Origin of the sequence: Methylobacterium thuringiense (genome assembly GCF_022179645.1) — a bacterium.
Taxonomy (GTDB): domain Bacteria; phylum Pseudomonadota; class Alphaproteobacteria; order Rhizobiales; family Beijerinckiaceae; genus Methylobacterium; species Methylobacterium thuringiense.
Genome location: NZ_BPRA01000025.1, coordinates 48,511 through 71,093, shown reverse-complemented (window position 1 = coordinate 71,093; position 22,583 = coordinate 48,511). Strand labels below are relative to the sequence as shown.

Genomic DNA, 22,583 nt, shown 5'->3' with positions numbered 1-22,583 from the left:
CACGGCATCAGCCGCACGGCCCAGCCCCGTCATTGGAACACGCCCGGCACGAGCCGCCCATTTTCGATGTGCGGCGGCACGTAGCCGTCGGGATGGCGGGTGGCGGTGAGGCCGGTCATCAGCAACGAGGCGACGACGACGAAAATCCCCGCCAGGACGAGACGGACCCATTGCGCCTCCCAGTGTTCGGCCTGCAGCGGATTTCGCCGCAAGAGGACGAGAACGCCGGCGAAGGCGAGAAACGGCAGCGCGAAGAGGACGAGTTCCTCGAGAATCCAACGGAGCATGCGGGCGGTCTACGCGAAACCGTGGCTCTGCGCCCTACCGGAACAGGCGCTCGTAGAGATTATGCACGATCCCGGCCGTGAGCCCCCAGATCAACCGCTCGCCGAAGGGGATGGCGTAGTAGATCCGCATGCGCCCCTGCCAGCTGCGCGTCTTGATCAGGTGGCGGCCCGGATCCATCAGGTGGCCCAGGGGCACCTCGAACACGTCCGCCACTTCATCCGGATTGATGTTGAGATGCGGGTTCGGTTCCACCAGCCCCACCACTGGCGTGACGAGGAAGCCGGTGGCCGAGAGATACGGGTCGAGATAGCCCAGCGGGCGTACTTTTGCCGGCGACAGCCCGATCTCCTCCTCGGCCTCGCGCAGGGCCGTCGCCACCGGCGAGGGATCACCCGGATCCATCTTGCCGCCGGGAAAGGCGATCTGGCCAGAATGGTCGCGCAGATGCGCGGCACGCTGCGTCAGCACCACCGCGAGGCCGCCGGGTACCGGCAGGATCGGCACCAGCACCGCCGCGGGCCGATGCGGCTGCAGCGGGGCGATCGCGAAACCGTCGGGATCGAGATCGTGGTCGCCGCGCGGGTTGCAGGTCGGGTCGCCGGGGCCGGGCGGCTCCTGCACGAGGCCGCGCTCCGCCCGGCGGAGGAAATCCGAGAGGTCGTCGGCCCAGATCGCGGGACCGCGGCCGGACGCCAGGACACCGTCGGGAGGCCTCATCCGGCAACCTTCAGGTCGGCGGTTCGCACGATCGGGTGGAAGCGGCCGCCGGCCGCCAGCCCGAGCCAGTCCCGGCCGTCGATTTCACGCTCCTCGGCGAGGTCGACGAGATCGTAGGTCAAGGCCCGTGTCAGGAGTGCCCAGAGGCCGCCGCGGACCTTCACGTAGGGCTTGAAGCCACCGGAGCCGTCCTGCTCGAAGCGGATCGGATGGTCGTCGTCGAGCGGGACGAGATCGTCGACATTGGTGCGGAATCCGATGCGCCGGAGCTCTCCCTCCCCGTCCACCGCCATCTCGACGGCGACGAAGGGGGCGTCGTCCACCCTGATGGTCATGCGCTCCGCCGGCGTGACGAGCACGGTCGAGCCGTCGGGCTCCCGTCTCAGGATCGTGGAAAACAGTTTGACCAAAGCCGGCCGGCGGATCGGCGCCCCTTCGTGAAACCAAGTCCCGTCGGCGGCAATTCGAATATCGATCGTACCGCAATGCTTGGGATGCCAGAGTTCGACCGGGGGCAGCCCGCGCGTCGGCAGGTCTCCCAGTGCCGCGCCGAGGCGGCCGAGGGCGGAATCGGTCGTGGGAGTCGGCAATTCGGGCCGTGTCGGGTCTGTCGTCATCGGGACATCCAACGCGCTTGGCGGACGCCTGTTGCGTCGGCCGCCGAGGAGAACCTTCGACCACGGACTGGGTTCGACTGTCCCGTCGGCTGCGTCTCTGCCGTTTGGAACGGCGACAGCCTTCGGATCCGCGCCCGTCACGTAGAGTTGCCGCCCGCACAAACAAGCATTCTGAGGTTCTACATGATCGGACGGTTAACAGCGATTTAACCATATAAGAGATTGAGAAGATTACCATCCCCTCTACCTGAGGCGCATTTTGAGGCGGGACGACACCAATTGCCTAACGGATCCTCATCGTCATCCCGGCTTGGGTTTGCTAGGGTTCATCATCGGTTAACGGGATCGCGCAGCAATGGCCAATTCTCCAGGCCCGGCCAAACGTTACCTGCCTTTCGGAGGAATGCTCAGCAATCCGGATTGGGGCATCGGCCGCACCAAGGCCTATCGCAGCCGTCCCGGACGGGTCGAAACCGTCAAGCCCGAAGAACGGCTGTTCGCGCTGCGCCAGCTCGAAGTGACCTACGACAAGGCCCGCGAAACGCTCTGGACCTACATGAAGCCGGACGGGCGCCCGAGCTACAATCCCGACATGCTCGCGGACTTTCGGTCCTGGCAGGACGGGATCGAAGCGAAGTTCTCCGGCGAGGATTCGAACCTGCGCTACCTCGTCCTCGGCTCGCGCTATCAGGGCGTCTTCAGCTTCGGGGGCGATCTCCGGCTCTTCGCCCAGAAGATCCGCCAGCGTGATCGCGAGACCCTCGTCGGCTACGGCAACGCCTGCGTCGAGATCCTCCACCGCAACATGAACGCCCTCGGCCTGCCGATCGTGACGATCGGGCTGGTGCAGGGCGACGCGCTCGGCGGCGGGTTCGAGTCGCTGCTCTCGTTCGACGTGGTCGTCGCCGAGAAGGGCGCCAAGTTCGGCTTTCCCGAAATCCTGTTCGGCCTGTTTCCCGGCATGGGCGCATTCAGCTTCCTCGCCCGCCGCATCGGCTCGAACAAGGCGCAGGAACTCATCCTCAGCGGCAAGACCTATACCGCCGAGGACATGCACGCGATGGGCGTCGTCCATGTGCTGGCGGAGCCCGGCAAGGGCGAGGCGGCGGTCCAGGACTACATCGCCCGCAGCAGCCGCCGCCACAACGGCCACCGCGCGATCTATCAGGCCGCCCGCGAGGTCGATCGGATCTCGCTGCTGGAACTGAAGAAGATCGTCTCGATCTGGGCCGACGCCGCGCTGAAGCTGCGCGACCAGGACCTGAAGATCATGGAACGGCTCGTCGCGGCACAGGACAGGCTCGGCGTGCAGACGGCGGCGGCCTGAGATCCCGGAGGCCGATCACGCAGCGCTGCGGATCATGGCCGAGCCGTCGCTGATGATGGTGCGGATGGCGCCGGCCGAGATCGGGCGGCTGAACAGGTAGCCCTGGCCGAGGTCGCAGCCTTCCGCCTTCAGGATCGCGAGTTGCTCCTCGGTCTCGACACCCTCGACGACGATGGTCATGCCGAGGCTCTTGCCCATCCCGACGACGGCGCGGACGATCGCGACCGAGTCCGCCGCCTCGCTCAGTTCGTTCACGAAGGAACGGTCGATCTTGAGCGTGTCGAACGGGAATTTCTTGAGGTAGCTCAGCGACGAATAGCCGGTCCCGAAATCGTCCAACGACAGATGGATGCCGAGCGACTGGAGCTGGTCGATGGTGGTGAGCGTGTGCTCGTTGCCGTCGAGGGTCACGCTTTCCGTGACCTCGAGCTCGAGGCGCTGCGCCGGCAGGCCCGAACGCTGAAGGGCGCTGACGACCTGCAGCGACAGCGACGGATTGTTGAACTGCACCGGCGAGAGATTGACGGCGACCCCGACCTCGTCCGGCCAGTTGCGCGCCTCGCGGCAGGCTTCGTTCAGGACCCAGTCGCCGATCGGCAGGATCAGGCCGGTTTCTTCGGCGACATGGATGAAGTCGAGCGGGGAGACATAGCCGCGGGTCGGATGTTTCCAGCGCAGCAGCGCTTCGCACCGGGCCACCCGGCCGGTGCCGAGATCGATCAGCGGCTGGTAGAGCAGTTCGAATTCGTCATTCGCCAGGGCGGTGCGCAGGTCGGCTTCGATCGCGTGCCGCGCCTGGGTCTCGGCCTCCATCTCCGGCTGGAAGATGCGGTAGGTGCTGCGGCCGTCGGCCTTGGCGGCATAGAGCGCGATGTCCGCGCATTTCAGCAACCGGTCCCCGTCATCGGCATGAATGGGCGCGAGCGCGGTTCCGACGGAGGCCCCGATCCGAACCGGCGAGCCGTCGATCTCGAAAGGCTCCTCCAGGAGACGGACGATGCCGTGGGCGAGCACGCCGGCCTCGTCGAGGCTGCCGAGCCCGTTCTGGATGATGACGAACTCGTCGCCGCCGATGCGCGAAGCGCTGTTGGCGCCGTGGACGACGGTGCGAAGACGGTCGGCCACCAATTGCAGGAGGCGGTCGCCGGCCGGATGGCCCTTGGTGTCGTTGATCGCCTTGAAACGGTCGAGGTCGAGCAGGTGGATGGCGAAATGGCCCGAATGGCGGCGGGCGACGCCGAGCGACTCGTCGATCTGCTGGCGGAAGCTGCTGCGGTTATACAGGCCGGTGAGCTCGTCGTAGCGCGCCATCTGGTTGATGCGGGCCTCGTCCCGCTTCCGCTCGGTGATGTCCTCATAGATCACCACGGCCTCGGCCTCCGCCGTGCGGCGCTGCACGAGCGAGATGAAGCGGTCTCCGGGAAGTTTGACGACAAGCGAGCCATCGGCCAGGGCGGCGTTCGCCTGCTCGAAGGCGCCGAGATTCGTGCGGCGCGGCCCATTGGCCATCTCGATCTCGGCCAAGCTCTCCCCGAACAGCGCGCGCGCCGAGGCGCCGACGACCACCCGGGCCGGGTCGAGACCGGAGATCTCGAGAAAGCGCCGGTTCCAGACCTTCAACCGGCCGCGGGTGTCGAACATGCACAGGCCGTGGGACATGTTGTTCAGGGCGATGTCGAAGAGATCGGCCTGCGCCTTGAAGCTTTCGGCTAGCGCCGCCTTCTCGCGGGTCGTCACCAGGGCCGTGACCACGGTTTCGCGGATGCTGAGCGTGATGTCGATCATCCCGTAGGCAAACAGGATGATGACGACGCCCAGGGCCATATGCGAGCCGCCGCCCACCAGAAACATCCCCAGGCTGAGCGGCAGCGAGGACAGCAGCAACTGGCCGATGGCGAGGAAGGGACGGCCGGCGTTGCGGCCGGAGATGCCGGCACCGTAGCCGATCGCGGTGCTCGCCGTGATCACCTGAAGCGCAACATCGTTTGAGCGCGTGATCGCGAGGAAGGCGCACAGACCCAGCAGCGCCGCGAACGCGAAGCCGCCGACGGCGTAGAAAAGCTCCCAGGTCTTGTAGGTCAGCGAAACTTCGGGACGACTCCGGATGTAGATGCGGGCGATGGCGATGCGGCTCGCGCCGACGATCACGATGGCGGCTGCGACGCAGGCGAAACTCGGATCGCCCGACCGGAACGCCGCCGCACCCGCAATGATTGCACCGGAGACCGCGCCGACGACGAGGGATTTGAACGGCGTGTAGAGACCATCGACGAGCGCACGTTTGACGTCGGTCGCCAGCGCCCGGTCTTCCGCCTCGATGGCTGCGACGTGTCTGAGAAGGCTCAAGAGCTCGATTCCGGGAACCGCTCGATCTGCAGCCGATACCAAGGGAACTTAAAGAACATCTGAATCGCGGTGACGATTCCTTAGGCGCGAACAATGTTTCTATACCTTGCCGGGTCGTCGGAATGCCGGAAAACGCCGCCGCGGCGTTCGAAAACTGGTGCCTGGGGATGGTCCTAACCCCGTCTCGTCCCAGCGCGCTCCACTGCCAACCGACGACTGAAATGAGTGCGCTTTCCAACCGGGCGGATGCCGGTTTTTCGCAAGAAAGCTTCTCGAAAACAAAGGCTTAGAGGCGAAGAGCCGATGCAATCGGATCGGGTACGGCTCTAGCCCAGGACGCCACTCGCGCGTTGGTTGAGATAGAGAAAGTCGGGCGACGCGACTCCGGCACGCTCGCGGATTTCAACCAGTCGTTCGAACGAGAAGAACGCCCGCGCTTCGGCCAGCGACCGCCACCGGGAGAAGTGCACCACCCTGTTCGGATCCGTGTCGTCGCTGAGCACGCGATAGGAGATTTCGCCGGCATCCCTGCGCAGCGCCGCCGCCTCGTCGAACACTGTTTTCCAGGCATCGTAGTCGGCGACGTCGTGGATGATCAGGACGAACGTCAAGACGGTCATTCCCTCGCGATGGCCACGCTTCGAGGCCCGGCAAATCTCAGGATCGCTCCTTCAACACCTTCCAGATCCCGGAGATCGACGCCAGTGGCCGGCCCTCGCAGGTCAGGATCGCGCGCACGAAGACCAGCGAGGAGGTTTTCCGGACGACCTCCGGCACCGTCTCGACCACGTCGCCGATCTTGGCGGCGCCGACGAACTGGGTGTTCATCTCGATGGTGACGCAGCCGGCGCCGTCCATGGCCTCCATGGCGACGATGCTGAGCGCACGGTCGGCGAAGGTCACCAGCATGCCGCCATGCACGATGCCGACGAGGTTGCCGTGCTTCGGCTCGGCCTGGAAGGCGAAGGCCTTGCGACCGTCGCGGTGGTAGACCGGGCCGGTCAGCGCGATGAACCCGGGATCCTCGAAAGGCGTCCAGCCCTGCGGAAACGCCGTATCGTTCCGTTCCTCGGCCATCCTGTCCTGCTCCCTTGCGGCGAAACGTCGGGCCGGCTTCCGCGTAATGTCGCGGTCATGCTGCCGTAAGCCCGTTTCCGCCCATATAGCGTCCGTCGGCGGGGGCAAAACCGCGGTGCTTGCGTTCGCCCCGTGTTCGGCGGCAGACTCTGGCGTTCATGGCCACGCTGACCGACGACGCGGTCCATCCTCATTCGGAGCATCCCCCTCGATGGCACAGGGCGCCAATCCGGCAGCGACGAGCCTCGACGACGGTATCGTCGCGACGGCGGAATCCTGCCTCGCCGCGGTGGGCCGGGCGCGCGAGTCGATCCACTCCGTCATCTTCGGCCAGGAAAAGGTCGTCGACCTCGCCCTCGTCACCATCCTGGCCGGCGGCCACGGCCTGCTGGTCGGCCTGCCAGGGCTTGCCAAGACCAAACTCGTCGAGACGCTCGGCACCGTGCTCGGGCTCGATGCGCGGCGCGTGCAGTTCACGCCCGACCTGATGCCATCCGACATCCTCGGCACCGAGATCTTGGACGAGGATGCCGAACGTCGCCGCTCCTTCCGCTTCGTGAAGGGACCGGTCTTCACCCAGCTTCTGATGGCCGACGAGATCAACCGGGCGTCGCCCCGCACGCAGTCGGCCCTGCTGCAGGCGATGCAGGAGCATCACGTCTCGGTCGCCGGCGAGCGCCACGACCTGCCCCGGCCCTTCCACGTGCTCGCGACCCAGAACCCGATCGAGCAGGAAGGCACCTACCCTCTGCCCGAGGCGCAGCTCGACCGGTTCCTGCTGGAGATCGACGTCGGCTATCCCGACCGCGCCGCCGAGCGTCGCATCCTGATCGAGACCACCGGCGTCGAGGACCAGCACGCCAAGGCGGTGATGACCACCGACGAACTCCTGACCGCCCAGCGTCTCGTGCGCCGCCTGCCGGTGGGCGAGGCGGTGGTCGACGCGATCCTCGATCTGGTCCGCTCGGCCCGTCCCGAGGGCGGCGACGCCGCAATCGGCAAGAAGCTGCTCTGGGGGCCCGGCCCCCGCGCCAGCCAGGCGCTGACGCTCGCGGTGCGCGCCCGCGCCCTGATCGAGGGTCGCGTCGCCCCCTCCGTCGCCGACGTCAAGGCGCTCGCCGAGCCGGTGCTGAAGCACCGCATGGCCCTGAACTTCGCGGCGCGTGCCGACGGCGAGACCATTCCGGGTCTGATCGCCCAGCTCGCCGGGAAGCTCTGACACCGATGGCCACCACCCGGCTCATCGCGGCCGACCGAAGGGCGCCCGGCCGCGGCGAGACCGAGAGTGCGCTCTCGCTCGCGAGCCGGATGCCGCGGCTGATCCTGGAGGCGCGGCGCGTGTCGAGCATGTTGGCCCATGGCCTGCACGGCCGACGTCGGGCGGGACCGGGCGAGACCTTCTGGCAGTTCCGGCCTTTCGTGAGCGGCGAGGCGGCGGCGCGCATCGACTGGCGCCGCTCGGCCCATGACGACCGGCTCTACGTCCGCGAGCGCGAGTGGGAGGCCGCCCACACCATCTGGTTCTGGATCGACCGCTCCGCTTCCATGGGTTTTGCGTCCGATCTCGCCCTGGCGCCGAAGGTTGAGCGCGCGCTGGTGCTCGGGTTGGCGCTGGCCGACACCTTCGTGGAAGGCGGCGAGCGCGTCGGGCTGCTCGGCTTGACCCGTCCGGTGTCGTCGCGCGGCATCGTCGAGAGCATGGCGCAGACGCTGGCGCACGACACGCCCGGCCTGACGCAGGATCTACCTCCGACATCTACGCCCGGCCGCTTCGACGAGACCATTCTCGTCAGCGACTTCCTGACTCCGCTCGACCGGGTGCGCGAGTCGGTGCAAGCGATCTCGGCCCGCGGCACGCACGGCCACCTCGTCGTCATCGTCGACCCGATCGAAGAGACCTTCCCCTTCTCCGGCCAGACCGTGCTGCACGAGCCCGAGGGCGGGGTAACGCTCGACATCGGCGATGCCGGCGCTTGGGGCGAGGCCTATCGCGCGCGGATCGCGCAGCACCGCGACGGCCTCTCCGAGATCGCCCGTGCCCAGGGCTGGACGCTGACGATCCACCGCACCGATCGCCCGGCGAGCGAGGCGGCGCTCCGCTTGCTCACGCTCGTCGCCGCCGCGCGCGGAAGCGGCTGAGGAGAGACACGTGTTCGGAGTCCCCCTCACCTTCGCCGCCCCCCTCGCGCTGGCAGCCCTCGCCGCGCTGCCGGCCCTGTGGTTCCTGCTGCGGGTGACGCCGCCGCGGGCGCGCCGCATCGAATTCCCGCCGCTCGCCCTCGTCGCCGACCTGATGCCGAAGCGCGAGACGCCGGCCCGCACGCCGCCCTGGCTGCTGCTGCTGCGCATCCTCGCCGCCGCCTGCCTGATCCTCGCTGTGTCCGGCCCGGTCTGGAACCCGGCCGGCATCGGCGCCGCCGCCGGTCGCACGCCGCTGCTGGTGCTCCTGGATAACGGCATCGGTACCGCGCACGACTGGCGCGACCGGCTGCGCGCCGCGACCGACGAGATCGAGGGCGCCGCCCGCGAGGGCCGCCCCGTAGCGCTGCTGCCGACCGCCGACCCGGTGGCCGCCTTCGAGGCCAAGGCCCCCGCCGCCGCCCTGGAGCGCCTGCGCGCCGTGCAGCCGCGCCCGATCCTCACCGACCGTGCCGCGCATCTCCCGCAGATCGCCACCTTCCTCGACAGGACGCCGAACGCCGCCATCGTCTGGATCAGCGACGGCATCGAGGATGCCGGCACCGGTTTTTCGAAGTCGCTGTCCGAGCTGATGACGAAACACGGTACGGCGCTGACCGTGCTCAAGGCCGAACAGCCCCCCGCCCTGGCGCTCGCCGGGGGCGAGGCCGGCGGCCAGCTCAAAGCACACGTCTTGCGCGCCGCCCCGAACGGCCGCGATGCCGGCGTCGTGCGCGCCCTCGACCTGAAGGGCCTGCCGCTCGCCGAGATGCCGTTCACCTTCGAGCCGGCCGCCACCGAGGCCGAGATCGGCTTCGACCTGCCGGTCGAGATCCGCAACACCATCGCCCGGCTCGAAGTGGCCGGCGAGCGCTCGGCAGGCGCCGTGGTGCTGATGGACGAGCGCGGTAAGCGCCGCCGCGTCGGCCTCGTCTTTGGCGGCACGGCCGATCAGGCGCAGCCGCTGCTCGCGCCGACCTACTACCTCTCCCGCGCTCTTACGCCCTTCGCCGACGTGCAGCAGTCCCGAGGCGGCCAGGGTACGGCCGAGGCGATCGGCCAGATGCTCGACAACCAGGTCACCGTTCTGGTGCTGGCCGATGTCGGCGCGCTCGACGACAAGACCCTCGGGCGTGTCGAGAAATTCGTCGACGAGGGCGGCCTGCTCCTGCGCTTCGCCGGCCCGCGGCTGGCTGCCGGCAACGACCCGCTGGTGCCGGTGCGGCTGCGCCGCGGCGGGCGCAACCTCGGCGGTACCCTCTCCTGGGACAACCCGAAGACGGTGGCCGACTTCCCGCCCGAGAGCCCCTTCGCCGGCCTCAAGCCGCCGGCCGACATCGGCGTGCGCCGCCAGATCCTGGCCGAGCCCGACGGCGATCTTCCGGCCAAGACCTGGGCCTCTCTGCAGGACGGCACGCCCGTCGTCACTGCCGAGAAGCGCGGACAGGGGCTCTTGGTGCTGTTCCACGTCACCGCCGACACGACCTGGTCGAACCTGCCGCTCTCGGGGCTCTTCGTCGACATGCTGCGCCGGGTCGTCGGCATGGCCGGCTCGGGCGCGAAGCCGGCCACCGGCGACGGCTCCCAGGCCAAGGCGGCCGTGCTCGCACCGCGTCTGACCCTCGACGGCTTCGGCGCGCTCGGCAGCCCGCCGGCCTCCGCCACCGCCGTCTCGGCCGATTACGGTGACCGCGCCACGCACGACCACCCGCCCGGCTTCTACGGGCCGGCCGAGGACGGCATCAGCGTCAACGCGCTCAAGGCCGACGACCGCCTGAAGCCGCTGGACATCTCCGGCATCGCTGGCGCCCGCATCGGCGGCCTCGGCGGGGCCGAGACGCTGGACCTGCGCGCCGTCCTGTTCAGCCTCGCCCTGGCCCTCCTGATCCTCGACACCCTCGCCGGCCTCTGGCTCGGCGGATTTTTGGGACGAGGCCGTGGCGGATCCGGCAACGGCCTCATCGGCCGCCTGCGCAGCCGTCCGGCGCTGATCGCGTTTTTTGCCGTCGGCCTCTTCGCGCTCTCGCCGAGCGCCAGTCCAGCCCGCGCAGAGGGCGGGCCGTCCGTCCGCGCCGGCAACACCGAATCCGCCCTCATCACCCGCCTCGCCTACGTGACGACCGGCGACGAAGCCGTCGATACGGCAAGCCGCAGCGGGCTGTCGGGCCTGACCCAGGTGCTCGCCGCGCGCACGGCGCTGGAGCCCGGCGAGCCGGCCGCGATCGATCCGGCCAAGGACGAGCTGGCCTTCTACCCGCTGATCTACTGGCCGATCGTCGCCGGCCGGCCGCAGCCGAGCGAGGCCGCCATCCGCAAGATCGACGCCTTCATGCGCAACGGCGGCACTGTGATCTTCGACACCCGCGACGCCCAGGTCGCCCGCCCCGGCGGTCCGCCCACCCCTGAGGGCCTGTACCTGCGAAAGATGCTGGCGACGCTGGAAGTGCCCGAGTTGGAGCCGATCCCGAGCGACCACGTGCTCACGAAGGCCTTCTACCTCGTGGACACCTTCCCAGGCCGCTACACCACCGGCCAGACCTGGGTCGAAGCCCTGCCCCCGGCCCCGACGGACGGCGCCGAGCGCCGGCCGGCACGCGCCGGCGATGGCGTCACGCCGATCATCATCACCGGCAACGACCTCGCCGCGGCCTGGGCCTTCAGCAAGGACGGCGCCCCCCTCTACCCGATGTCCGGCGGCGACCAGCGCCAGCGCGAGATGGCGTTTCGCGGCGGCGTCAACATCGTGATCTACACGCTGACGGGCAACTACAAGGCCGATCAGGTGCACGTGCCGGCGCTGCTGGAGCGGCTGGGCCAGTGAGTTTTTTGATGCTCTGCCGCGACGGGCTCTCCTCCCCCTTGTGGGGAGGAGTTGGAGGTGGGGGTGGTGCCACCGGCCTTCGCAACACCAAGCGGCACCACCCCCACCCCTTACCCCTCCCCACAAGGGGGAGGGGAACACGCCAGTTCACCACTGAAGGCCCCGCCGCATGCTGAGCCTCAGCTTCACGCCGCTGATCCCGTGGCCGGTGCTCGCCGGGTTCGGCATCGTCGTCGCGGTCTTCGCCGTGCTGGCCATCGTCGCGCGCGGGCGGACCGCGCTGCTGCGCGCCGTGGCTCTCGCCCTGGTACTGGCCGCCCTCGCCAACCCGTCCCTCGTCCGCGAAGACCGCGAGCCGGTGAAGGACGTGGCCGCGATCATCGTCGACCGCTCGGGCTCGCAGACCCTCGGCGACCGGCCGCAGATGACCGATCAGGTGAAGGCCGAGCTGGAGCGCCGTTTCGGCGGTCTCGCCAACATCGAGCCACGCTTCATCGACGTGCAGGACGCCAAGGACGGCGACGACGGCACCAAGCTGTTCACCGCCCTCTCGCAGTCGCTCGCCGACGTGCCGCCGGAGCGGCTGGCCGGCGTCGTCATGCTCACCGACGGCGTCGTACACGACATCCCGGCCTCCCTCGAAGCGCTCGGCATCAAAGCGCCGCTGCACGTCCTGGTCACCGGCCACCCCGACGAGCGCGACCGCCAGATCAAGATGCTGGAAGCCCCCCGCTTCGGCATCGTCGGCAAGGACCTGACCATCCGCGCCGAGGTGCAGGAGCGCGGCGGCACCGGCAGCGCCACCGTCACGGTGCGCCGCGACGGCGAGGAACTCGGCCGCAAGACCTTTCCCACCGGCCAGCCGTTCTCACTCACCACCAAGATCGAGCATGGCGGCCCGAACGTCGTCGAGATCGAGGTCGAGCCGCTGCCGGGCGAGCTGACCACGGTCAACAACCGCGCCGTCCTCCCCATCGAGGGCATCCGCGAAAAGCTGCGCGTGCTGCTCGTCTCCGGCGAGCCGCACCAGGGGGAGCGCACCTGGCGCAACCTCCTGAAGTCCGACGCCAACGTTGACCTCGTGCACTTCACCATCCTGCGCCCGCCGGAGAAGCAGGACGGCACGCCGATCTCCGAACTCTCGCTGATCGCCTTTCCGACCCGCGAGCTGTTCGTTCAGAAGATCAAGGACTTCGACCTGATCATCTTCGACCGCTACGCCAACCAGAGCGTGCTGCCGTCGGCCTATTTCGACAACATCGTCCGCTACGTCCGCGAGGGCGGTGCGCTGCTGGTGGCGGCAGGGCCGGAATTCGCCTCGCCGATGAGCCTCGCCCGCACGCGGCTCTCCTCGGTGCTGCCGGGCGAGCCGAACGGCAAGGTGGTCGAGCAGGCGTTCAAGGCGGCGATCACCGATGTCGGCACGCGCCATCCGGTGACGCGGGCGCTACCGGGCTCCGAGTCGAAGCCGCCGGCCTGGGGCGACTGGCTGCGCATCGTCTCCGCGCAGTCCCGGCCCGGCGTGCAGCCGATCCTGTCCGGCGCGAGCAACCTGCCGCTCCTGAACCTCTCGCGGGAGGAGAAGGGCCGCGTCGCCCTGATGCTCTCGGACCAGTCCTGGCTCTGGGCGCGCGGCTACCAGCAGGGCGGCCCCTATCTCGACCTGCTGCGCCGCCTCGCCCACTGGCTGATGAAGGAGCCGGGCCTCGAGGAGGAGGCCCTGCGCGCCCAGACCACCGGCCGGGGCCGCGAGGTCCGGGTCGAGCGCCAGACCATGAAGGAGACGGCCGAACCCGTCACCGTCACCGGCCCAACCGGCAACGCCCGCACTCTCGACCTGACTCAAGCGGAGCCGGGCCTGTTCACCGCGGCCTTCGAGGCCGAGCAGCTCGGCCTGCACACGCTGCGCTCTGGCAATCTCGTGGCCTTCGTCAGCGTTGGCCCGGCCAACCCGCGCGAACTCGCCGACGTCTTCAGCGACACCGAGCGCCTGAAGGCCGTGGCGGAATCCAGCGGTGGCACCATTCGCCGCCTCGCCGATGCCAACGGCGCGACCACCGTGCCGCGGCTCCAGGCCGTACGCGGTGGCCGCTTAGGGGGCGCCGATTGGATCGGCTTCCGGCCGAGCGACAGCGCCAATATTCTGGGGGTCGAGGTCTATCCGCTGGCGCTCGGGTTGTGGGCGCTCGCCGCGCTGGCCCTGGCGGTGCTGGCGATGTGGCTCGTCGAGGGACGGCGTGGCCGGGCGGCTTGACGCCCTGCCAGATCGCCACAGAGCATGACCGATTCAAAACCCGCAAAAGAAGCCCGTCGGTTCGACGCCGAACGGCTGAACAACCTCGTCCAGACGGCCGCGATCATCGCGGCCGGCGCCTGGGGCGTCTACACCTTCATCTACGAGGCCCGGATCAAGCCGGGCCTCGAACCGCCGGCCGTCTCGGTCACGGCGACCCTGGTGATGGCGGGCGAACGGGACGATCACGTCGCCATCCGCTCGACGGTGATGCGCAAGAACGTCGGTCAGGCGGGGGTACGGGTGCTCGGCCTCACCTACAACGTGATCGGCGTGCGTGCCCGGTTCGGGGAGGATTCGAAGCCGGCCGGCACCACCGGCCGCGGCAACCGGGTCACGGACACGACCGGATACAGGCTCGACGAGCCGGGGACGGTGCTGCTGCGCCAGGGCACGCTGTTTGCCGGCGCGACGGACGACGATTCCAGCCCGTCCGATCTCGCGCCGGGCGAGGCGGTCTCGCGGGACCTCATCGTCTACGTGGACCGGCGGCAGAGCGATCTCGTGCGCTTCGAGGTGAGCCTCGTCTACGAAAAGGCCGACGACCCAGCCGTGAAGCTGCGCTTCGACGAGGCCGCACACGGCCGGCTGGCGCTCGTGCCGCAGGTCGATTGTCATGCAGATCCTGAGCCCTGCCAGCCGCTCAAGACGACGGATTTCGGCGTCGAGTTTTCGCTGTGGTGAGACGACGTCCGGTTGATCGCTGCCAATCCCCCATCGTCATTGCGAGCTTAGCGAAGCAACGACGGCAGCGCTTGAGCCGCACGAGAGCCGAACTCAGCAGCCAACCCTGTGACACTGCCTCGCAAGCTCGGTAGCTGCGGGGCGGCATCGAACGCTATCTGATGACGACCTGTCAGTCGCCGCCTGTCGGCTCGTGGATCGGGCAGCCGTTGAAGCGCTCCCGAAACTTCGCGGAATGGCGATAGGGGGCGTTGCGGGCGCGGTTGATGTTGCCCAACGGCCGGTGGGCGGCGAGCCCCGTCCACACGCCGAAGCGCATGCGCTCGTTCACGGCGTCGACCTGGGCGGCGTCCCAGCTGTCCTGCGGGCGGGCGGTGATGGTGGCGACCCGCTGGAACGGCGCCTCCTCCTCGTTCCACTCCACCGTCGGATCCTCGAGCGGCTGGCGGTCGAGGTCGCGACAGAGCTGGACCCGGAACTCCCAGACGCCCTCGATCCCGCGCATCTCGGCTTGCACCGTTTCGCGGATCGCGTCGGGCCGGCCCGACGCATCGATCTCGGTGCCGGTGAGGGCGGTCAGAGCGGGCGCGACCGGCGCGACGGAGAATTTTGCGATGTAGTCGCTGTAGCGGAACGGCGTGACGCTGTAATAGGTCTCGCCGAGGGGATCGACGTTCGGCGCGCCGCCGAGCGCACCGAGCGTCGGGCTCTCGATGCCCACCGCCGTCAGCGCCTTGTTGACGCCGCGCAGGACGGTGGAGGCCGCGACCTTCACCCCCTCGATCCGGTCCGTCGTCTTCGCCAGGAGCTTGAGGCTGCCCAAGAACTTTTCCGCGTTCGGCGCCTGAAACACTTTGCCGTTGACCATGACGAAGTCCTGCGTCGTACCCTCGGCCTCGGGCAGGCGCTCGCCGTCAACGTCCAGCACCTTCAGCGCGAGGCCGCGCGGGAGGGAGACGGCGTCGGGCAGGATGTCGCCCGCATTGGTCGACATCCGCATGAAGACCGTGTGGGTGCCGGGCTTCGCGAAGAGACCCTGCGCCAGCTCCGGCGGCAGGTTCGCGTCGATCGTCAGCGTGCCTTCGAGAATGCCGTGCGACTTGGCGTGGACCGAGCGGATCGCGTGGCCGTCATTCTCCGCCGTGGTCTGGAGGATCGTGTCGAAGGTCTCGCAGAGCCCTTCGATCGTCTGCGCCTCGTCGGGCTTCACGTCCTCGACGTCCGGCCTGTAGCGGACGGGTGTGCTGGTCATGCCGTGTCTCTCCTGGAATTCTTCCAGAGAACCGTGGCTGTAGACCGGTGTTCCCGGGATCGTCCGCTCGGTACGCCGACGACCCGTCACGACTGTGTGAGGCCGTTTCCCAGCGGTTGGATCGGACCGTCCGGTTTTTCCCCTCCCCCTTGTGGAGAGGGGCCAGGGGTGGGGGTGGTTCAGGATCGAGCGTTGCGCCTCCTTCTGCACCACCCCCACCTCCTACCTCCTGCCCACAAGGGGGAGGAGGGTGCTGTCATCGACCGCTTCGATCACCTGGAAACCGTATGAGCTGCGCGGCTACGCCTTCCCCGTGAAGAAGCGGGCGATCTCCGCCGCCGCCGCGTCCGGCCGTTCCCGATGCGGAAAGTGTCCCGCCCCCTCGAACGGCGCCAAGTCCAAATCCGCAAAGAACTCGCCGAGGCGGTCGGTCCAGGCGTAGGGAAACAGCGGGTCGCGATCCCCCCAGCGCACGCAGGTCGGGACAGTGATCGGCGGCAGGCTCGGGCTCTCGCCGCGGATCATGGCGAGGCGGCCTTCCTGGGCACTGCGGTACCAGTTGAACCCGCCCTGCAGGTTGCCCGGCAGCATGAAATTGTCGGTGAAGGCCTCGATCACGTCGTCGAAGGCTGACGGATTGCCGCCGGCCCAGTGTTGCAGGAAGTGGCCGATATAGGCCCGGCACCCCTCGCGCGAGGCGCCGACCGTCGTGGCAGCGAAATCCTTGAGGTGGAAGGACTGGTACCAGATCTCGGCCAGCATCTCCGGCTGCGCCAGACGCGAGCCGATGCCGGCATAGGGGCAGTTGAAGAAGAACAAACCGGTGAGCCGTTCCGGCGCGGACCGCCCCAGGGCCTGCCCGACATAAGCGCCGACGTCGTGCCCGACGAGTCCGGCCCGTGCGAGGCCGAGGGCATCGAGCAGCGCGACGATATCCGCCGCATGGACCTCGGCGCCGGCCCGATCGGAGGGGCCGGGATCGGGCTTCTCGCTGGCGCCGAAGCCGCGCAGGTCCGGCGCGATGAGGTCGAACCGGTCGGCGAGGCGCTGCATCACCGGCTCCCAGGTAAGCCAGAATTCCGGCCAGCCGTGCAGCAGGACCAGCGGCTGCCCCTGCCCGGCTCGCGCGACGTGAAGGTCCACGCCGTTCGCCCGCACCGTCTCGTGCCGGATGTCCACCATTCGGGTCCGCTCCTTCCGTTTCGGAAGGTCAAAGCCCGCGGGCAGCGCTCACGTTCCCCGAAACGCCGTCGCTGCCGCCCTCGGCAAGGGCCAGCCACAGGAAGCGCGCCGGATCGACCGGTCCCGGCAGCACGAGGCGGCCCATCGGCACGGGCGAAAATCCGAAGCGCCGGTAATACGGCAGGTCGCCGACGAGGATGACGAGGCCGTGGCTGCCGGCCCGCGCCGCGTCGAGGCCGGCCTGCATGAGGGCGCAGCCGATGCCGCGATTGGCAAAACTCGGATCGACGGTGATCGGACCGAGCGCCAGCAGCGGCCGGCCGCCGGCCTCGGCCGCACTGAACCGCAGCGAGCCGACGAGGTAGGTCCCGACGAGCGCGGTGAAGCAGAGCTCCGGCAGTGCGGCCGCGCCCTCGCGCAGGCGGTAGGCCGTGCGGGCGAAGCGGCCGGGGCCGAAGGCGCGGGCGTGCAGGCGCTCGATCGCTTGCGCATCGTCAGGGTGCTCGCGCCGGATGACGAGAGGTAAAGCCGTCAAGGCGAGGTCTGCCGACTGAGGACGGCTCCGCGCGGCGATCTCGAACCCTGGTGTGCCAATGGCTCAGCCGTCATTGCGAGGCGAAGCCGAAGCAATCCAGGGCCAACGGGCCGACGTAGCGGGTGTCGCCCTGGATTGCTTCGCTGCGCTCGCGATGACGGGGGAGGTTCGGCCATGCCGAGATCAGTGCTCACGCGGCGCGGGCGGAGAAGTCGATGCGCGGATCGATCCAGGTGTAGATCAGGTCCGACAGCAGGTTCACCGCCAGCCCCATCAGCGAGAAGATGTAGAGGGTCGCGAACACGATCGGGTAGTCGCGCCCGATGATCGCGGTGAAGGACAGGAGCCCGAGGCCGTCCAGCGAGAACATCGTTTCGATGAGCAGCGAGCCGGTGAAGAACGCCGTGATGAAGGCGCCCGGAAAGCCGGAGATCACGATCAGCATCGCGTTGCGGAAGACGTGGCCGTAGAGCACCCGCGTCTCGGTGAGGCCCTTCATCCGCGCCGTCATCACGTATTGCTTGCGGATCTCGTCGAGGAACGAGTTCTTCGTCAGCAGCGTCGAGGTGGCGAAGGCGCCGAGCACCAGGGCGGAGAGCGGCAGCACGAGGTGCCAGGCGTAGTCGGCGACCTTGCCGACGAGGCTGAGCTGGTCGAAGTTTTCCGACGTGAGCCCCCGGATCGGAAAGATCTGGAAGAACGAGCCGCCGGCGAAAACGATGATCAGCAGCAGGCCGAACAGGAAGCTCGGGATCGCATAGCCGATGATGACGACGCTCGACGTCCAGATGTCGAAGCTCGACCCGTCCTTCACCGCCTTGCGGATACCGAGGGGGATGGAGATCGCATAGGAGATCAGCGTCATCCAGAGCCCCAGCGAGATCGAGACCGGCAGCTTCTCCTTAATCAGTTGCAGCACCGACACATCGCGAAAGTAGCTCTTTCCGAAATCGAAGCGGACGTAGTCCCAGAGCATTTTCGCGAAGCGCTCGGGGGCCGGCTTGTCGAAGCCGTACTGCACCTCGAGCTTCTTGATGAAGGCCGGGTCGAGCCCCTGCGCGCCGCGGTATTTCGAGTTCGATTCGCCGCTGCCGCCGCGCGTCACGCCGCCGCCCATGTCGCCCTGGCCGCCGGTGATGCGGGAGAGCGAGCCCTCCTGCTGGCCCTGCATCTGCGCGAGCACCCGCTCCACCGGGCCGCCGGGGGCGAACTGGATGATCGCGAAGGTGATCAGCATGATCCCGAAGATCGTCGGGATCATCAGGGCGATGCGACGGGCGATATAGGCGAGCATGCGGTTCGCGTCCTCAGTTCCGACCGATCCGCTTGGCCTTGTCGGCGTCGAACCACCACAGGCCCGGGGTGCCGAGGGCGTATTTCGGTGGCGTGTCCGGATGCCCGAACACGTCCCAGACCGCGAGCTTGTAGTTCGGGGAGTACCACATCGGGATCCAGTAGCGACCGGCGCGCAGCACGCGGTCGAGGGCGCGGCAGGCGATGGTCAGCTCCGCCCGCGAGGCGGCGCCCGCGATCCGGTCGAGCAGCGCGTCGATCGCCGGCTCGCCGATTCCGGCGAGGTTGTTGGAGCCGGGGATGCCGGCCGAGCGCGCACCGAAGGCCTCGCGGATCTCGGGGCCGGGCGTCGGGTCGGCCCCCATGGCGCGGGAGGCGACATCGAAATCGAAGTCGCGGATCCGCGCTTGGTACTGCGAGGCGTCGACGATGCGCTGGCTCGCCTTGATGCCGATCAGTCCGAGATTCTTGATGAAGGGCTGGGTGATCGGCTCCCAAAGGGAATCGTTGTCCAGGAACTCGAATTCCAGCGGCTTGCCGCCGGGCAGGCGGATCGTTCCGCCCTCACGGGTGCAGCCGGCCTCCTTCAGCAGCGCGACGGCGCGCGCCAGCAACGTCCGGTCCTGCCCCGTCCCGTCGGCCGTGGGCAGGGTGAACGGCTCGCCGAAGACGTCCTTCACGAAAGACGCCGGCAGTTTCTCGCGCAACGGTTCGAGGAGCGCCAGTTCCTCGGCCGAGGGCGGCCCGCTCGCCATCTGGTCGGTTTTTTCGAAATACGAACTCGTGCGGGTATAGGCGCCGAACATCGCCGAGCGATTGGTCCAGGGGAAATCGAAGCAGAGCCCGATGGCCTCGCGGATACGCGGATCGCGAAACGCCTCGCGGCGGGTGTTGAAATACCAGGCCTGGATGTTGGGCGGCGACAGGTCGGGCAGGGTGTCGCGCTTCACGCGGCCCTCGCGCACGGCCGGGAAGTCGTAGCCGTTCGCCCAGATCCGCGAGGTGTATTCCTGCCGGTAGGTGAAGGCGCCGCCCTTGAAGGCCTCGAACGCCACCTGCCGGTCGCGAAAGTACTCGTAGCGGATCCGGTCGAAATTGTTCTGGCCGAGCGTCACCGGCAGGTCCGCCGCCCAGTAGTTGGGGACGCGCTCGTGCTCGATGAAGCGGCCGATCTCCATGCGCCCGACCCGGTAGGGGCCGGAGCCGAGCGGCGCCGTCAGCGTCGGCTCCTCGAAGTCGCGCGTGTTAAAGTAGGCGGCGGAGAAGATCGGCAGTTGCGCCACCACCAGCGGCAGGTCGCGGCTGCGGCCGGCCGCGAAGCGCACCACCAGCGTCTCGTCGTTCTCGGCCGAGGCCTCCACCATGTCGCGGATCACCTGCGAGATGGTCGGGTGGCCCTTCTCCTTCAGGATCGACAGCGAGAACGCGGCGTCCTTCGCCGTCAGCCGGGTGCCGTCGTGAAAATGCGCCTGCGGGCGCAGGAAGAAGCGGTAGGTCAGGCCGTCCGGGCTGATCTCGACGGCGCGCGCGACGAGCCCGTAGAGCGCGTCCGGCTCATCGAGGGCCCGCACCATCAGGGTGTCGAAGGCGAGGTTCATCCCCGCCGCGCCGTTGCCGCGGAAGACATAGGCGTTGAGGGTGTCGAAGGTGTCGAAAGCCTGGTTGCCGAAGGTCTGGACGATCTGCGCCGAGAAGCTGCCGCCGCGCGGAGCCTCGGGGTTCACGTAGTCGAAGCTGCGAAAATCGGCGGCGTATTTCAGGTCGCCGAAGCTGGAGAGGCCGTGGCTTACCCGTACCTCGGCGGCGTGGGAGCCCTTCGGAAGCACACCGAAAGCGGCGAGCGCACCTACGCCTACAAGCAGATCGCGCCGGGCCAGCCTCACTCCCCTCCCCCTTGTGGGGCGGGGTAGGGGTGGGGGTGGAGCCGAAAGAGGTGCTGCGGTGCCTTCTGCACCACCCCCACCTCCAACTCCTCCCCACAAGGGGGAGGAGAGCCCGTCGAGACGCCGGCTCAACGCGGCGCCCCGGTCTTCGCGGCGAGTTTGTCGTCGTACCACCACGTCGCGGGGAAGCCCGATCCGCCGTATTTCGGCAGCACGGCCGGCCGCGAGAAGCGGTTCCAGTGGATCGTCCGCGTCACCGGCGAGGACCATTGCGGCAGCACGTAGTTGTGGGCGAGCAATACTCGGTCGAGGGCGTGGGTCGCGGCGATCTGGCTCTCGCGATCGGTCGAATAGATCAGCTTCTCGATCAGCGCGTCGACGGCTGGATCCTTGATGCCGGCGATGTTGCGCGTGCCCGGCTTGTCGGCGGCGGCCGAGCCCCAGAACTCGCGCTGCTCGTTGCCCGGCGAGAGCGATTCCGGCCAGTTCGAGGTCGTGATGTCGAACTCGTAGCCGCGCATCCGGTTCTGGTACTGCGCCTGGTCGATCACCCGGATCGAGCTCTGGATGCCGATGAGCTTCAACTGCGCGGCAAACGGCAGGATCACCCGCTCGAACACGTTCTGGAATTCCAGGAACTCCACGGTCAGCGGCTCAGCCGTAGCCTTGTTCACCATCTGGCCGCCCTTGAGCTCGTAGCCGGCCTCGCGCAGCAGTTTTACGGCTTCGCGGAGATTGGCGCGCACGGCCTCGGGCGTGTCGTTGACCGGGTTCCTGTAGCGCTCGGTGAAGACGCTGGCCGGGACCTTGTCCTTCAGCCCCTCCAGCAGCGCCTTCTCGGCGCCCTCCGGCAGGCCTTGCGAGGAGGCCAGCTCGGAGCCGTAGAAGTAGGAATCGATGCGGCCGTAGAGTCCGTAGAACAGCTGCCGGTTCATCTCCTCGAAGTTCATGGCGAGGTTGAAGGCCCGGCGCACGCGCTCGTCCTTGAACTTGTCCCGGCGCAGGTTGAACACGAAGGCCTGCATGATGCCGGTGCCGCGGCCCGGAAATTCCTCCTTGATCAGGCGGCCTTCCTTCACGGCGGGGAAGTCGTCGTAGGAGGTCGCCCAGTTGCGGGCGACGTTCTCGGTGCGGAAGTCGTAGAGATCGCCCTTCAGGGCCTCCAGCAGCACCGAGCCATCGCGAAAATACTCGAAGCGCACCGTCTGGAAGTTGTTGCGCCCGAGATTCACGGGCAGGTCCTTGCCCCAGTAATCGTCGACGCGCTCGTAGACCGCGCTGCGGCCGGCATCGATCTTGGCGAGGCGATAGGGGCCGGAGCCGAGGGGGATCTCGAGTGTGGTCTGGGTCGCATCGCGCGGCTTGCCGCTGGCGTCCTTGCCGGTCCACCAGTGCTTCGGCAGCACCTGCATCTGGCCGAGCACCTGCGGTAACTCGCGGTTGCCGGCCTCGTCGAAACGGAAGGTGACCTCGCGCTCGGCGGTCTGCTCGGCCTTCGAGACGCTCTGGTAATAGGCCGCGTAGAACGGGCTGTTGGCCTTCAGGGTCTCGAACGACCAGATCACGTCCGCGACGGTGAGCGGCTGGCCGTCGTGCCACCTGGCCTGCGGGCGCAGCCGGTAGGTGACGGACTTGCCGTCCTCGGCGATGCGCACGCCCTCGGCGATCTGGCCGTAGGAGGAGAACGGCTCGTCGGCCGAATCCTCCATCAAGGTCTCGTAGATCTGCGTGATCCCGCCCTCGAGGTCGCCCTTGAGGCCGTTGACGATGAAATTGAGGTTGTCGAAGCCGCCCTGCGCGCCGAGCCGCACGAGGCCGCCCTTGGGCGCGACCGGGTCGGCATATTCGAAATGCTTGAAGTCCGGCGGATATTTCGGGTCGCCGAGCAGCGTCAGCGCATGGCGCCAGGTGCCGGGGGCTTCCTGGGCCGACGAAACCGCCCCCCCTTCGGCGGCCGAGGCCGCGCTCCTCCCGATCGTGGTGGCGAGGATGCCGGCCAGGAAGGGGCGGCGTCCGATCACGGTAGATGAGCTCACGTCTGTGCGGTCTCCCGAACGGGTCCGATCGATCGGAGGCCGTTCTAGGCCGGT

At 68.3% G+C, this 22,583-nt stretch carries 18 protein-coding genes; 6 read left to right on the top strand and 12 right to left on the bottom strand.

The window, feature by feature from the left end:
• Positions 1 to 29 precede the first annotated feature (29 nt).
• The 3 genes from MFF07_RS21040 to MFF07_RS21030 are packed head-to-tail and all read right to left on the bottom strand — an operon-like array spanning position 30 to position 1,622.
• A complete protein-coding gene (locus MFF07_RS21040; RefSeq protein WP_238232812.1) occupies positions 30 to 287 on the bottom strand; it encodes a DUF6111 family protein in 258 nt (85 codons plus the stop codon).
• A gap of 34 nt (positions 288 to 321) precedes the next feature.
• Entirely contained in the window at positions 322 to 1,005 is a 684-nt protein-coding gene (locus tag MFF07_RS21035; RefSeq protein ID WP_147816021.1) for a CoA pyrophosphatase, read from the bottom strand.
• Positions 1,002 to 1,622: a DUF1285 domain-containing protein gene (locus MFF07_RS21030; protein WP_147816023.1), complete on the bottom strand. Its 621-nt coding sequence runs from the start codon at positions 1,620 to 1,622 to the stop codon at positions 1,002 to 1,004. The genes MFF07_RS21035 and MFF07_RS21030 overlap by 4 nt, the downstream gene beginning before the upstream one ends.
• A 403-nt stretch (positions 1,623 to 2,025) precedes the next feature.
• Here MFF07_RS21030 and MFF07_RS21025 point away from each other — a divergent pair, with 403 nt between their 5' ends.
• Complete coding sequence (locus MFF07_RS21025; protein WP_238232811.1) at positions 2,026 to 2,949, top strand: crotonase/enoyl-CoA hydratase family protein; 924 nt, start codon at positions 2,026 to 2,028, stop codon at positions 2,947 to 2,949.
• 15 nt (positions 2,950 to 2,964) lie between these two features.
• Here the strand turns inward: MFF07_RS21025 and MFF07_RS21020 are convergent, their stop codons facing one another.
• From MFF07_RS21020 to MFF07_RS21010, 3 genes are all read right to left on the bottom strand, one after another.
• Positions 2,965 to 5,295 carry a putative bifunctional diguanylate cyclase/phosphodiesterase gene (locus MFF07_RS21020; RefSeq protein ID WP_147816027.1) on the bottom strand — a complete coding sequence of 777 codons (2,331 nt, stop codon included), beginning with the start codon at positions 5,293 to 5,295 and terminating at the stop codon, positions 2,965 to 2,967.
• Positions 5,296 to 5,621: 326 nt separating this feature from the next.
• Entirely contained in the window at positions 5,622 to 5,906 is a 285-nt protein-coding gene (locus MFF07_RS21015; RefSeq protein ID WP_147816029.1) for an antibiotic biosynthesis monooxygenase, read from the bottom strand.
• 46 nt (positions 5,907 to 5,952) lie between these two features.
• On the bottom strand, positions 5,953 to 6,372 hold the full coding sequence (locus tag MFF07_RS21010; protein WP_147816031.1) for a PaaI family thioesterase: 420 nt from the start codon (positions 6,370 to 6,372) through the stop codon (positions 5,953 to 5,955).
• 211 nt (positions 6,373 to 6,583) lie between these two features.
• Between MFF07_RS21010 and MFF07_RS21005 the strand changes: the two genes are divergently transcribed.
• The 5 genes from MFF07_RS21005 to MFF07_RS20985 all read left to right on the top strand — a co-directional run bounded on the left by MFF07_RS21005 (position 6,584) and on the right by MFF07_RS20985 (position 14,348).
• Complete coding sequence (locus MFF07_RS21005; RefSeq protein WP_147816033.1) at positions 6,584 to 7,591, top strand: AAA family ATPase; 1,008 nt, start codon at positions 6,584 to 6,586, stop codon at positions 7,589 to 7,591.
• Positions 7,592 to 7,596: 5 nt separating this feature from the next.
• Positions 7,597 to 8,511 (top strand): DUF58 domain-containing protein, encoded by a 915-nt coding sequence (locus tag MFF07_RS21000; protein WP_147816035.1) that lies wholly within the window; start codon positions 7,597 to 7,599, stop codon positions 8,509 to 8,511.
• 10 nt (positions 8,512 to 8,521) lie between these two features.
• Positions 8,522 to 11,371: a DUF4159 domain-containing protein gene (locus MFF07_RS20995; RefSeq protein WP_238232810.1), complete on the top strand. Its 2,850-nt coding sequence runs from the start codon at positions 8,522 to 8,524 to the stop codon at positions 11,369 to 11,371.
• A gap of 169 nt (positions 11,372 to 11,540) precedes the next feature.
• Positions 11,541 to 13,625 (top strand): hypothetical protein, encoded by a 2,085-nt coding sequence (locus tag MFF07_RS20990; RefSeq protein ID WP_147816970.1) that lies wholly within the window; start codon positions 11,541 to 11,543, stop codon positions 13,623 to 13,625.
• Between the two features lie 24 nt (positions 13,626 to 13,649).
• Entirely contained in the window at positions 13,650 to 14,348 is a 699-nt protein-coding gene (locus MFF07_RS20985) for a hypothetical protein (protein ID WP_238232809.1), read from the top strand.
• A gap of 172 nt (positions 14,349 to 14,520) precedes the next feature.
• Here the strand turns inward: MFF07_RS20985 and MFF07_RS20980 are convergent, their stop codons facing one another.
• The 6 genes from MFF07_RS20980 to MFF07_RS20955 all read right to left on the bottom strand — a co-directional run bounded on the left by MFF07_RS20980 (position 14,521) and on the right by MFF07_RS20955 (position 22,529).
• Complete coding sequence (locus MFF07_RS20980) at positions 14,521 to 15,600, bottom strand: catalase family protein (protein ID WP_238232808.1); 1,080 nt, start codon at positions 15,598 to 15,600, stop codon at positions 14,521 to 14,523.
• 300 nt (positions 15,601 to 15,900) lie between these two features.
• Positions 15,901 to 16,782 (bottom strand): alpha/beta fold hydrolase, encoded by an 882-nt coding sequence (locus tag MFF07_RS20975; RefSeq protein WP_147816967.1) that lies wholly within the window; start codon positions 16,780 to 16,782, stop codon positions 15,901 to 15,903.
• A gap of 28 nt (positions 16,783 to 16,810) precedes the next feature.
• Positions 16,811 to 17,317 carry a GNAT family N-acetyltransferase gene (locus MFF07_RS20970; protein WP_147816966.1) on the bottom strand — a complete coding sequence of 169 codons (507 nt, stop codon included), beginning with the start codon at positions 17,315 to 17,317 and terminating at the stop codon, positions 16,811 to 16,813.
• Positions 17,318 to 17,507: 190 nt separating this feature from the next.
• A complete protein-coding gene (locus MFF07_RS20965) occupies positions 17,508 to 18,611 on the bottom strand; it encodes a microcin C ABC transporter permease YejB (RefSeq protein ID WP_147816965.1) in 1,104 nt (367 codons plus the stop codon).
• A gap of 13 nt (positions 18,612 to 18,624) precedes the next feature.
• Complete coding sequence (locus MFF07_RS20960; protein ID WP_238232807.1) at positions 18,625 to 20,493, bottom strand: extracellular solute-binding protein; 1,869 nt, start codon at positions 20,491 to 20,493, stop codon at positions 18,625 to 18,627.
• A gap of 128 nt (positions 20,494 to 20,621) precedes the next feature.
• Positions 20,622 to 22,529, bottom strand: a complete 1,908-nt coding sequence (locus MFF07_RS20955) for an extracellular solute-binding protein (protein WP_147816964.1) — start codon at positions 22,527 to 22,529, stop codon at positions 20,622 to 20,624.
• Between the last annotated feature and the right edge of the window lie 54 nt (positions 22,530 to 22,583).

What these genes read in the sequence shown, in the direction of transcription:
- MFF07_RS21040 (WP_238232812.1), bottom strand. Translation starts at nt 287, where the DNA reads ATGCTCCGTTGGATTCTCGAGGAACTCGTCCTCTTCGCGCTGCCGTTT.
- MFF07_RS21035 (WP_147816021.1), bottom strand. Translation starts at nt 1,005, where the DNA reads ATGAGGCCTCCCGACGGTGTCCTGGCGTCCGGCCGCGGTCCCGCGATC.
- MFF07_RS21030 (WP_147816023.1), bottom strand. Translation starts at nt 1,622, where the DNA reads ATGACGACAGACCCGACACGGCCCGAATTGCCGACTCCCACGACCGAT.
- MFF07_RS21025 (WP_238232811.1), top strand. Translation starts at nt 2,026, where the DNA reads ATGCTCAGCAATCCGGATTGGGGCATCGGCCGCACCAAGGCCTATCGC.
- MFF07_RS21010 (WP_147816031.1), bottom strand. Translation starts at nt 6,372, where the DNA reads ATGGCCGAGGAACGGAACGATACGGCGTTTCCGCAGGGCTGGACGCCT.
- MFF07_RS21005 (WP_147816033.1), top strand. Translation starts at nt 6,584, where the DNA reads ATGGCACAGGGCGCCAATCCGGCAGCGACGAGCCTCGACGACGGTATC.
- MFF07_RS21000 (WP_147816035.1), top strand. Translation starts at nt 7,597, where the DNA reads ATGGCCACCACCCGGCTCATCGCGGCCGACCGAAGGGCGCCCGGCCGC.
- MFF07_RS20990 (WP_147816970.1), top strand. Translation starts at nt 11,541, where the DNA reads ATGCTGAGCCTCAGCTTCACGCCGCTGATCCCGTGGCCGGTGCTCGCC.
- MFF07_RS20985 (WP_238232809.1), top strand. Translation starts at nt 13,650, where the DNA reads ATGACCGATTCAAAACCCGCAAAAGAAGCCCGTCGGTTCGACGCCGAA.
- MFF07_RS20980 (WP_238232808.1), bottom strand. Translation starts at nt 15,600, where the DNA reads ATGACCAGCACACCCGTCCGCTACAGGCCGGACGTCGAGGACGTGAAG.
- MFF07_RS20975 (WP_147816967.1), bottom strand. Translation starts at nt 16,782, where the DNA reads ATGGTGGACATCCGGCACGAGACGGTGCGGGCGAACGGCGTGGACCTT.
- MFF07_RS20965 (WP_147816965.1), bottom strand. Translation starts at nt 18,611, where the DNA reads ATGCTCGCCTATATCGCCCGTCGCATCGCCCTGATGATCCCGACGATC.